Source organism: Streptococcus pseudopneumoniae (genome assembly GCF_001072925.1).
Classification (GTDB): Bacteria; Bacillota; Bacilli; order Lactobacillales; family Streptococcaceae; genus Streptococcus; species Streptococcus pseudopneumoniae_Q.
In genome coordinates this window covers 25,091-37,853 of the sequence record NZ_JVHE01000047.1, presented here as the reverse complement: position 1 = coordinate 37,853, position 12,763 = coordinate 25,091, and the positions used below count along the sequence as shown (strand labels likewise).

Here is a 12,763-nt window from a genome sequence, read left to right as displayed (position 1 = left end):
GTTGCTCAAAGCACTGCTTTGAGGTTGTAGATAGAACTGACGAAGTCAGTAACATATATACGGTAAGGCGACGCTGACGTGGTTTGAATTTGATTTTCGAAGAGTATAATTTAGAAAAGGAGCCTATTGATGAAAGTCTTTCAGCATGTAAATATCGTGACTTGTGACCAGGATTTCCATGTCTACTTGGATGGTATCTTAGCTCTTGAAAATTCTCAAATCGTCTATGTCGGTCAGGAAAATCAAGAAGTTCTCAAGCAAGCAGATCAAATCATAGACTATCAGGGTGCTTGGATTATGCCTGGTTTGGTTAACTGCCATACCCATTCTGCCATGACAGGCTTGAGGGGGATTCGTGATGATAGCGATCTCCACGAATGGCTAGAGGACTATATCTGGCCAGCAGAAGCAGAATTTACACCAGAGATGACTACAAAGGCCGTCAAAGAGGCGCTGACAGAAATGCTTCAGTCAGGAACGACAACTTTCAATGATATGTACAATCCTAATGGAGTGGAGATAGATAAGATTTATGATGCAGTCAAGGCATCCAAGATGCGTTGCTATTTTTCTCCAACTCTCTTTTCTTCAGACATGGAGACCACAGATGAGACTATATCAAGAACTCGTGCTGTCATCGGGACAATCAAAAGCTATCAGGATCCCAATTTCAAGGTAATGGTGGCCCCTCATTCGCCCTACAGTTGTAGTCGAGAATTGTTAGAGGCTAGTTTGAACCTAGCAAAAGAAGAAGATATTCCACTTCATATCCATGTGGCAGAAACACAGGAAGAGTCAGGGATTATCCTGAAACGTTATGGTAAACGTCCAATAGCCTTTCTAGATGAACTTGGGTATTTAGATCATCAGGCTGTATTTGCCCATGGAGTGGAGTTAAATGAAGCAGAGATAGTACGCTTGGCAGATTCGCAAGTTGCAATCGCCCACAATCCTATCAGCAACCTCAAACTAGCTTCAGGTATTGCACCGATTATCCAACTTCAAAAGGTTGGAGTGCCAGTTGGTATCGCGACGGACTCTGTTGCTTCTAATAATAATCTTGATATGTTTGAGGAAGGACGCACGGCGGCCCTTTTACAGAAGATGAAGAGCGGTGATGCCAGTCAATTTCCTATTGAAACTGCTCTCAAGGCACTGACGATTGAAGGAGCTAAGGTACTAGGAATGGAAGATGAGATTGGTAGCCTAGAAGTCGGCAAGCAAGCAGATTTTCTCGTTATCCAACCGCAAGGAAAAATCCATCTCCAACCTCATGAAAACATGCTCTCTCATTTAGTTTATGCTGTTAAATCCAGTGACGTTGATGACGTCTACATTGCAGGTGAGCAAGTCGTGAGAGCTGGGAAGGTACTAACAGTAGATTTGTAAGTGATACTCTTTCTAAATTTTTTAAAGCTAGGTCGGTGTTGTCTTGACTTCGTATGCTCTAACAAGTTTATTGAGTGAGTATTTATTGTGTGGACCGTATAGAAAAAAGAAGACTCTGTAAGGTCTTCTTTTTGTTGCATAATATTTAATCTGAACACTTTTGAGAGGGATACAGACCTTTATCCTCTTTTAATCCTTGCACGAACTAGGTCAAGTGCATAATGAAGTGTTTTATCTTTGATAATAAAGAGTGTGATAGCGTAATAGATGCCGCAAGCAACAATTGTGCATAGAACCATGCTAATCATCTTCATCGTAACTTCATAGCTATAAACTTGGAAGAGGATTTTAAAAACATAATAAATTGGGATGAAACCGAGTGACACGATTGTGTAGCGAGCCAAGGTTGTAAAAATCTCTCTCAAATCCAATAGTTTATGCTTCTGAATAAAGCGAATTTCTAGCAGAACTACAATTGATTCAGCTATAATGGTTGTCCCAATGTAGTATGCTGGAGTATAGATATTGTTAAAAAGGAGTAGAGAGTTTAGAATGACATTGACACCGCCACCGATAAAGTAGAAGGCGGTCAAACGATTTTCATGGTCATTAATAAAGATAATCTGTTTTCCAAGGATTAATTCGATAGCCCAGATAATGGTACGAAAGGCAAAGACACTCGTTACGATTCCTGCTTCTAGATACTTCTCAGAAGAGTAGATAACTGTAGCATAGGTTCCTAAAACCATAATACCAATACTGGTAGGGACCATGAGGAAGTAAAACAGTGATGCACCCTGATTGACCAAATTTTTATAAGAAGTAAAATCTTTTTTTCCTAGATAATAACCAAGTCGTGGGATACTGACGTTGATAGCGCCACTAAGAACACTAGCAATCAGCATAACGATACTGGAGGCGATGGTGTAGTAAGAGATGAAATTCTCATCAGGTCCTTTAGTGATGAACATACGATCCAGCAAGGTATAGAGCATATTAGCATTTGCCAGAAGGAGCATGGTTAAGAGTGGTTTAGATGACTTGAGAAGTTCGATGAACTCAATCTTAACAAAGGAGACCTCTCGTTTAATCCAGAGGAAGCTGAGTAGATAGTTGATGATAGTTGTCGCACTCATGATGCTAGCATAAGGAACGATGTCATCAGGTGTCTTGACGAAGGCAAAGATAGCCACCAACATTCCAATCCGAATAATCAGTGTTTTATAAAGTATAAAGGAATAATTCTCGTAGGCTTCATTCATCCACTCGATATTCAGAAATTGGAAGAGAGCTTGGATGCCAAGGATGTAGTAAAGGATTTTTAGATTGACAATACTGGTATCAAAGTGAATAAAGAGGAAATAGATAGCTGTTGTCAGAATTGAAGTAATCAGGGAAATATAGAATAACTTAGAAAAGACATAATTGATCTTATTCTTATCATCCTTAACCTTACTGATAGCTCGAATCCCATAATTGTAAATCCCAAAGGCAGCAAGTGGAATGACAAAGCTTGCCCAGGTGTTGGCAGTGTTGAAGTAACCGTAATTGGATTTACTAAGAATCCGTGTTAGATAGGGATTAGTAATCAAAGGAAAAACGATATTTAAGATATTGACCAGCAAGCTAGCCAAAGCATTTACTTTAATATTTTTCATGAAATTTTCTTTCTTATATTCTAAAATAGATACTAGTATTATATCACATTCCAACGCCATTCTTTTGATAAAATTTTTGAAATCTTGTATAATAGATAGAACTGAAAGTATGAGGTTACGAACTATGAAAATGAAACAAATCAGTGATACGACTTTAAAAATCACCATGTCTTTAGAAGATTTGATGGATCGTGGAATGGAAATCGCAGACTTTCTCGTTCCACAAGAGAAAACAGAAGAATTTTTCTACGCAATCTTGGATGAGTTAGAGATGCCAGACAGTTTCTTGGATACGGGCATGCTTAGCTTCCGAGTAACACCTAAGCCAGACAAGGTTGATGTTTTTGTGACAAAATCTAAGATCGACCAGAATTTAGATTTTGACGATTTGGCAGATCTTCCTGATATGGATGAGTTGGCTAAAATGTCTCCAGATGAGTTTTTAAAAACCTTGGAGAAAACCATGGCAGAAAAAACTAAAGATGATATTGAAGCCATTCAATCTTTAGAGCAGGTTGAAAAGGAAGAAGAAGCAGCGCTTGATGAAACCCTCGAAGTAGAAGAAGGAAAAAGAGAGCCTTATATCTACTACATCTTACGTTTTGACGATTTATCTAGTTTGGTTTCTTTTGCCAAAACGGTTGACTACCAAATAGAAACTTCAGAACTCTACAAGATGAATGACCAGTACTATTTGACAGTATTAGTTGATGTAGAAGATCAACCTAGCCTTTATCCAGCTTGGTTGTTGGCACGTATGCGCGAATTTGCGGATGATAGTGATATCAGTCGTTCTGTCCTACAAGAATATGGGCAACTACTCATCAATCATGATGCTGTCCAAGGACTCCAAAAAGTTTAATCTATAAAAAACAGAGAAGCTACCCTTCTCTGTTTTTGTAAAATCTAGTTTTTTTAAATTGGATTCAGTTTGTATCCAAAAAACTGTCATATTATAATTTGAGGATAAAATTAAAGTTTTAGCATCATTTCATGAAAATTTTCTGAATCATCATCTAAAGCTACAAGGAAGAAAAAGTGCCTAAAAAATAAGCAAAGTAGTAGCTTTAATAGAAGAAATGGGGTAGAATGGTAGAAGTTGCTTTTCGGTAGTTTATAATCGAATTGACTGACAAATCTTTTAGGTGTAAATGTTATTACATCAACGATTTTACTAAACTATTATATTTTTTTTTGTTTTCAAAGTATAATTTTATCTTATATTTGAAACTAGATGAATTTGAATCAGTTTTTAAAAAGAGCCCTCATATAGTTTTTGAATCCTAGCAAATGGTATTCCTATGCCTTCCAATCTTGCTAAAATTGATGAAAAACGATATGATAGAATGAAAAAAAGCGAGGTGAAAAATGGACCAAAGACGGATTCAAACAGAAACACAGCAGATACTTGAAGATGTATTAGACAAGGCTTCTTTACAGGAGGGAGCACTATTTGTCTTGGGTTTGTCTTCGAGTGAAGTGCTGGGAGGACACATCGGAAAAGATTCGAGTCAGGAAATCGGTGAACTTATTGTCAAGACTATGTTGGAACTGTTGACGGCTAAGGGAATTCACCTAGCTGTTCAAGGTTGTGAACATGTCAATCGGGCTTTAGTTGTTGAACGAGAAGTAGCTATAAAACATCAGTTGGAGATTGTGAGTGTACTCCCGACCTTACATGCAGGAGGTTCTGGTCAGTTGGCCGCCTTCCGCTATATGAAGGATCCTGTGGAGGTCGAATTTATCAGGGCAGATGCTGGTCTAGACATTGGTGATACAGCTATCGGTATGCATATCAAACATGTTCAGGTACCCATTCGACCAGTCTTAAGAGAGATTGGTCAGGCTCATGTAACGGCACTTGCTAGTCGACCAAAACTCATTGGAGGGGCGCGTGCTCAATATCCAATAGATCATATTAGGAAGATATAAAATGAATACTAGAAAAATGCAGTTTGAGAGAGTCATTAAATACTCTATTCGGAAGTTCTCGGTTGGTGTCGGTTCTGCAGTTATCGGGACATTTCTTTTGGGGGCAAATAACTTTTTAGTTGAAACTGTTTCAGCTAACGAAGTGGCAACACCCAACCAAGTTCATTACCGTTATTTGGCTGAACAAGAATTGACAGAAGCAGAAAAAGCTTTGATCCATCACGAACTCCCTTCAGATTTAAAGCAAGATGATGTTGTCTATCTTGTTTACAGAAAAAAGGAAGTGAATTCTCAACAATTGCCGAACACTGGAAGCAAGGAGTTGGCACTAGCAACTCTTGGTTTTGCAACAGCGTCTATGGTTGTTGTGGTGATGTCTAAAAAACACCGCAATAAAATGCTTGGCCTTCTCTTTATTGGAGCTCTAGGTGGTAGTTACTTTATCCCTCAGTCAGCTCAAGCCTTTGAGAATAAAATCTTGGTGTCCTACAATCAAACGATTGCAGCAAGTAGTCAAGAGGACTTGGCAAAAGGTGTCATTCAAATCGAAGGATACGAATACGTCGGTTACTTTAAAGCATCAGACTTCCAAGACCAACCAGAGCAAATGACGACTGCTAAGGGAACTCAAGAAGAAGGCCACGAAGGCGAATCTTTGGTTCAACCAGAGTTGCCAGCCTACACCGGTGAGATTAGCGCCAAAGGCACACAAGAAGCAGGCCACGAAGGCGAATCTTTGGTTCAACCAGAAGTCCCAGCTTATACCGGCGAGATTAGTGCCAAAGGCACCCAAGAAGAAGGTCACCAAGGCGAATCCTTGGTTCAGCCAGAAGCTCCAGCTTATACCGGTGAGATTAACGCTAAAGGAACGCAAGAAGCAGGCCACGAAGGCGAATCTTTGGTTCAACCAGAGTTGCCAGCCTACACAGGTGAGATTAGTGCTAAAGGCACCCAAGAAGAAGGCCACGAAGGCGAATCCCTGGTTCAACCAGAGTTGCCAGCCTACACCGGCGAGATTAGCGCAAAAGGTACTCAAGAAGTAGGTCATGAAGGTGAATCTTTGATTCAACCAGAATTGCCAGCCTACACAGGTGAGATTAGTGCTAAAGGCACCCAAGAATCAGGCCACGAAGGTGAATCTCTAGTTCAACCAGAATCCCCAGCTTATACAGGCGAGATTAGTGCCAAAGGAACCCAAGAAGAGGGTCATGAAGGCGAATCTTTGGTTCAACCAGAATCCCCAGCTTATACAGGTGAGGTTACAGCCAAAGGCACGCAAGAAGAAGGTCACCAAGGCGAATCCCTAGTTCAGCCAGAATTACCAGAGTATAAAGTAGCTGAAGCAACTATCACGGAAACTGAAACTGTAGAAGTTCCATATCCAAAGGAGTATGTAGCTGATGATACTCGTTACACTGATGAAGAAACAGTGATTCAAAACGGTCAAGCAGGAAGTCAGCTAATTCACCGCGTTTATAAAACTGTTAATGGTCAAAAAGTTGGGGACCCAATCAGCACAAGTACAGAAACTGTTAAGGCTCCAGTAAACGAAAAAATTAGTCGTGGTACCAAGGCTATTGAAGGTCAAGTTGAAGAAGTTTCATTTGAAGAAATTCCTTTCGAGACAAGAACAGAAGTAGACAGCACTCTTCCGAAGGGAACAGAAGTTGTTGCTCAAGCTGGTCAAAACGGTAAGAAAAAGATTACCAAAGTCTATAAGACTCTTAAGGGCGTGAAAACTGCAGATGCTCCAACGATTTCAGAGGAAGTTGTTGAAGCAGTTCAAGATCGTATCATCAAAAAAGGTGATCAAATCCTGACTGAGCCAACGTTGACACTTACTCAAATTGATAAAGAAGAGTTAGAGCGTAGTGCCAAGGTTCGTTACCAATTGGTCAAACCAACAGGTGTAACCATTAAATCTCTTGAAGTTGTTTTGAAAGATGGAGACACTAGCCTTCAAACAGTCAATATGTCTGAGGGAGACCTGACTGCTAATCTTACAAACTTGAAGTATTACAAGGACTACAAGATTGCGACTAAGATGGTTTACGATCGTGGAAATGGGAATGAAGAAGTAGTTCTTGCGGAAGAACCACTAAGGCTGGATTTAAAGAAAATCGAGATTAAAGATATTCTAAGAACGGATTTGATCAAATATGAAAATCAAATCGAAATGGATGAAACTCGACTGACTTCAGTGCCAACCGACTTGTCAAACTATTATCTGAAAGTTACCTCTAATGACCATAAGACCAATCTACTAGCGGTTCAAAAAATCGAAGAGTCAACAATTGATGGAAAACAAGTCTACAAGGTAACAGCAGTAGCGGAGAACTTGGTTCAACGTAATGTCGATAATCGCTTTAATGAAACTTATACCTACTATATTGAAAAACCAAAAGCTAGTCAGGATGGTGTTTTCTACGACTTTGGAGAATTGATCCAAGCCATTCAGGCAAATCCTGCTGGTGAATTTAAACTGGGTCAAAGTATGAGTGCTCGTAACGTTGTTCCTCAAGGTAAATCTTACATTACTTCGGAGTTTACTGGTAAACTATTGAGTGATGGTGACAAACGTTTTGCTATCCATAATTTGGAACATCCCCTCTTCAATGTCATTAATGGTGGGACTATTAAGAACATTAACTTTGAAAATGTAGATATTAATCGTTCTGGTCAAAATCAAATTGCTACGGTTGGATTTAACCTTAAAAATAAAGGTCTGATTGAAGATGTTAAGGTGACTGGTTCGGTTACTGGTAACAATGATGTTGCAGGTATTGTCAATAAGATTGATGAAGATGGTAAGGTTGAAAATGTCGCCTTTATTGGTAAAATCAACTCTGTAGGAAATAACTCGACAGTTGGTGGTATTGCTGGTTCAAACTATATGGGCTTTGTCAATAGAGCCTATGTAGATGCGACTATTACGGCGCAAAATGCAAATGCAAGTATGCTAGTGCCATTTGTCACTTACATGCTAAATAGTTGGAAATCAGGTACAAAAGCAAGATTAACAAATTCTGTTGCCAAGGGTATCCTTGATGTTAAAAATACTAGAAACGTTGGTGGTATTGCCTCTAAAACATGGCCATATGGAGCTGTACAAGATAACGTAACATATGCTAAAGTAATCAAAGGTCATGAAATATTTGGTTCTAACGATGTTAACGATGAAGATGGTGGCCCACATATTAAAGACCTTTTTGGCGTAGTTGGCTATAGCTCAGCTGAGGATGGTACTGGTAAAGATACCAAGAGTCCTAAAAAACTCAAACATTTGACTAAGGAAGAAGCTGATAAGCGTGTTGCTGGTTACAATATTACAGCTGATAAATTCATAAGTGAATCTTATGAATTGAACAAGTTGAACAATGTAAGCACCCGTGAAGCAGCTTATGAGTCTATTCAAGACTACAATCCAGACTATAAACTTGCTTATAAGAATATTGAAAAAATACAACCATTCTATAACAAAGATTTTATCGTTAATCAAGCTAATAAATTAGATAAGAACCACAAGTTAAATACTAAAGAAGTTATTTCTGTTACTCCAATGAATGATAATAACTTTGTAACAGATCTAAGTGTTGCAAACAAAATTATTGTTCACTATGCTGATGGAACAAAAGATTACTTCAACCTATCTTCTAGTGATGAGGGTCTAAGTAATGTTAGAGAATACACTGTAACAGACTTAGGTATTAAATATACACCTAATATCGTTCAAAAAGATCATAGTGCTTTAATTAACGGTATCGTAAATATCTTAAACCCTATCGAGCTTCAATCTGATCCAATTTACCAAAAACTTGGCAGAACAGGACCTAATAAAGTAAATGCGATTAAAAATCTATTCTTAGAAGAAAGTTTCGACTATGTAAAAGCTAATCTTAATACATTAGTAACTAAACTAGTTGAAAATGAAGATCACCAACTTAATAATTCTCCCGCAGCTCAACAAATGATTCTTGATAAAGTTGAGAAAAATAAAGCTGCCCTATTATTAGGTTTAACATACTTAAACCGTTACTACGGCGTTAAATTTGGTGATGTTAATATTAAAGAATTAATGTTATTCAAACCTGATTTCTATGGTAAAAACGTTGATGTTCTTGATAGATTAATTGAAATTGGATCTAAAGAGAATAATATCAGTGGTTCAAGAACATACGATGCTTTCGGTGAGGTTCTAGCGAAATACACTAAATCTGGAGATTTAAATGGTTTCTTAGACTACAACAGAGGATTATTCACTAATATCGATAATATGAATGATTGGTTCATTGATGCGACTAAGGATAAGGTCTATGTAGTAGAAAAAGCTTCTCAAAATCCAGGAGTTGGCGAACATAAATATCGTGCTTATGACAATTTGACTCGTGGTCTTCATAGAAAAATGATTCTACCTTTGTTGAATCTAGATAAGACAGAAATGTTCCTCATTTCTACTTACGATACGATGTCTTATGGTACAGCTAATAAGTACAATACTACTTTGGAAAAACTTAAACCGGAGATTGATCTAGCCGCACAACGTCAGATTAATTATCTTGATTTCTGGCATCGATTGGCCTTGGATAATGTGAAGAATAGATTGTTCAAAGATATCGTCTATCCAGTTTGGGAAGGATTCTATGTTTGGGGTCACGGTTGGCCAGGCTGGCCTGAACGCTATGGCCAATTCAAAAATAGTACGGAAGTATATGCCCCAATCCGTGAAATCTATGGACCTGTAGGAGAATACTACGGTGATAATGGAGCTGTTGCTGGAGCTTATGCAAGTATTTACGATAATCCAAATGATAATCGTGCTAAAGTAACTTTCGTTATGTCTAATATGATTAGCGAATACGGAGCTTCTGCGTTCACACACGAGACTACACACTTAAATGACCGTCTTGTTTACTTCGGTAATTTTGGTCGTCGTGAAGGTACAGATGTTGAAGCCTTTGCCCAAGGTATGCTTCAATCACCTGCAACACAAGGCCACCAAGGTGAATATGGAGCTCTAGGATTAAACATGGCATTTGAAAGACCTAACGATGGTAACCAATGGTATAATACGAATCCAAATGATCTTAAATCACGTGAAGCTATCGATAACTACATGAAAGGTTATAACGATACTCTGATGATGTTAGACAATCTTGAGGCTGATGCAGTTCTTGGACAAAATAGTCAAGAATTGAATAATGCTTGGTTCAAGAAAGTTGATAAGCAAATGAGAGGAAACTCTAAGAACCAATACGATAATGTTCGTGCTCTAAATGATACTGAAAAAGCTATTCAACTTCATTCCGTGAACGACCTAGTAGATAACAACTTTATGACTAACCGTGGACCAGGAAATGGTATCTATAAACCAGATGACTTTAGTTCTGCATATGTCAACGTCCCTATGATGACAGGTATCTATGGTGGTAACACAAGTGAAGGTGCTCCTGGAGGAATGTCATTTAAACATAATACATTCAGATTATGGGGTTACTACGGCTATGAAAAAGGCTTCCTAGGCTATGCTACTAATAAGTATAAACAAGAGGCTAAGGCTGCAGGTAAGAACACCCTAGGTGATGACTTTATTATCAACAAGATTTCTGAAGGAAAATTCAACAATCTTGAAGATTGGAAGAAAGCTTACTATAAAGAAGTGAAAGACAAGGCTACAAATGGTTTGACAACCTTTGAAGTAAATGGAACTAGCATTTCATCTTACAGTGATCTTCTTCGCTTGTTCAAGGAAGCTGCTGCTAAGGATGCTGCAACCTTAAAAACAGAGAAGAATGGTAATAAGTCTGTGTCAACAAATAATGTAACCAAACTTAAGGAAGCTGTTTATAAGAAACTTCTTCAACAAACAGATAGCTTTAAAACTTCTATCTTTAAATAATCCAAAGCTCTCATCTGCTTAGCAGGTGGGAGTTTTTTGGTAATCAAGAAGATTATTGATTTTCCAAACAGATTCTAAGTATTTTTAGCAAGGTAGGTATATAATAGAACTACAAAGCCAATATCTATATTCATATAACAAAAAAGAAGGTGATGAAGATGAAAACATGGCAAGCAACTGTATTGGTCTGCACTAGTCAGGTTTGTCTATCGGCTTGTAACAATCAGATGGAGAACCAAGCTGATAAGCAAAATAGAGACAAAAATGCGCAAGTTAGTTCTCAAATGGCAAAACAAGGTGAAGCAGTTCCAGACTTTGAGCTTATGGGAGTTGATGGTAAAACCTATCGCCTATCAGATTACAAAGGCAAAAAGGTCTATCTCAAATTTTGGGCTTCATGGTGTTCTATTTGTCTAGCCAGCCTCCCTGATACCGATGAACTGGCAAAAGAAGCTGGCGATGACTTTGTAATCTTGACAGTCGTTTCTCCTGGTCAAAAAGGCGAGCAAGCAGAAGAAGGCTTCAAGAAATGGTATCAGGGCTTGGACTATAAAGATTTACCAGTATTGTTAGACCCTTCGGGACAACTTTTGGCGAGTTACGGAGTTCGTTCTTATCCGACTCAGGCCTTTATTGATAAGGAAGGTAGACTCGTTAAGACCCAACCAGGTTTTATGGACAAAGAAACTATTTTACAGACGCTAAAAAGCATAGATTAGAGGCTCATCATGAATGATAAATTAAAAATAATTGTATTCATTGGAATCATCATTTGCATTATTATCGGAATTTTATTTCTTTTGGAAAAAAGGAGCGCAAGCTACACAGATACCACTCAAATCGAGAAGGCAGCAGTTAGTCAAGGACAAAAGGCCAAGAAAAAAACTGATTCAAGTAAAGATGCTGACTTGCATGAAATCTATCTAGCTGGAGGTTGTTTCTGGGGAGTCGAAGAATATTTTTCACGAGTAGCAGGTGTGACAGATGCTGTCTCTGGTTATGCTAATGGTAGAGGAGAAACAACCCAGTATGAATTGATCGGCCAAACTGGGCATGCTGAGACTGTTCATGTGACCTATGATGCCAATCAAATCTCTCTAAAAGAGATCTTGCTTCATTATTTCCGCATTATCAATCCAATCAGTAAGAATAAGCAGGGAAATGATGTGGGGACTCAGTACAGAACAGGAGTCTACTATACAGATGAGAAAGATTTAGAAGTCATCAATCAAGTTTTTGACCAAGTTTCTAAGAAGTACGACCAACCTCTAGCGGTTGAAAAGGAAGCCTTAAGCAATTTTATCGTGGCTGAAGATTACCACCAAGACTATCTCCAGAAAAACCCTAATGGCTATTGCCATATCAATGTCAATCAAGCATCCTATCCTGTTATTGATGCAAGTCAATATCCAAAACCGAGCGACGATGAATTGAAAAAACTTTTGTCTCCAGAGGAGTATGCCGTGACACAAAATGGTCAAACAGAACGTGCCTTTTCAAATCGTTACTGGGATAAATTTGAAGCAGGTCTTTATGTGGATGTTGCGACTGGCGAACCTCTCTTTTCTTCGAAAGATAAATTTGAATCGGGCTGTGGTTGGCCAAGTTTTACCCAGCCTATCAGTCCAGATGTTGCGACCTACAAGGAAGACAAGTCATACAATATGGTCAGAACGGAAGTCAAAAGTCGAACAGGGAATTCTCACCTAGGACATGTCTTTACAGATGGACCTAAGGACAAGGGAGGTCTACGCTATTGTATCAATAGTCTGTCCATTCGCTTTATTCCTAAGGATCAAATGGAAGAAAAGGGCTATGGCTATTTGTTGGATTATGTTGAGTAATCTTGAGATTATTAAAAAGTGTTTACTTGAAATATATTTTAATT

Annotated in this window: 7 protein-coding genes; 6 read left to right on the top strand and 1 reads right to left on the bottom strand. The window is 38.5% G+C overall.

Annotated features, from left to right (window positions below; all coding sequences use genetic code 11):
* Positions 1-129: 129 nt before the first annotated feature.
* Entirely contained in the window at positions 130-1,389 is a 1,260-nt protein-coding gene (locus ADH81_RS02415) for a TRZ/ATZ family protein (RefSeq protein WP_049526251.1), read from the top strand.
* A gap of 179 nt (positions 1,390-1,568) precedes the next feature.
* Here ADH81_RS02415 and ADH81_RS02410 read toward each other — a convergent pair whose 3' ends face one another.
* Positions 1,569-3,047 carry an oligosaccharide flippase family protein gene (locus ADH81_RS02410; protein ID WP_049526250.1) on the bottom strand — a complete coding sequence of 493 codons (1,479 nt, stop codon included), beginning with the start codon at positions 3,045-3,047 and terminating at the stop codon, positions 1,569-1,571.
* A gap of 124 nt (positions 3,048-3,171) precedes the next feature.
* On the opposite strand from ADH81_RS02410, the gene mecA reads away from it, so the two are divergent.
* The 5 genes from mecA to msrB all read left to right on the top strand — a co-directional run bounded on the left by mecA (position 3,172) and on the right by msrB (position 12,719).
* Positions 3,172-3,909: an adaptor protein MecA gene (gene mecA / locus ADH81_RS02405; RefSeq protein WP_049526248.1), complete on the top strand. Its 738-nt coding sequence runs from the start codon at positions 3,172-3,174 to the stop codon at positions 3,907-3,909.
* A gap of 506 nt (positions 3,910-4,415) precedes the next feature.
* Positions 4,416-4,979, top strand: a complete 564-nt coding sequence (locus ADH81_RS02400) for a TIGR01440 family protein (RefSeq protein ID WP_049526246.1) — start codon at positions 4,416-4,418, stop codon at positions 4,977-4,979.
* A 1-nt stretch (position 4,980) separates the two neighbouring features.
* A complete protein-coding gene (locus ADH81_RS02395) occupies positions 4,981-10,875 on the top strand; it encodes a ZmpA/ZmpB/ZmpC family metallo-endopeptidase (protein WP_049526244.1) in 5,895 nt (1,964 codons plus the stop codon).
* Positions 10,876-11,033: 158 nt separating this feature from the next.
* Positions 11,034-11,594 (top strand): TlpA family protein disulfide reductase, encoded by a 561-nt coding sequence (locus ADH81_RS02390; RefSeq protein WP_049526243.1) that lies wholly within the window; start codon positions 11,034-11,036, stop codon positions 11,592-11,594.
* 9 nt (positions 11,595-11,603) lie between these two features.
* The gene (msrB, locus tag ADH81_RS02385) at positions 11,604-12,719 is read left to right on the top strand and encodes a peptide-methionine (R)-S-oxide reductase MsrB (RefSeq protein WP_049526241.1); all 1,116 of its coding nucleotides are present in this window, start codon (positions 11,604-11,606) and stop codon (positions 12,717-12,719) included.
* Positions 12,720-12,763: the final 44 nt, after the last annotated feature.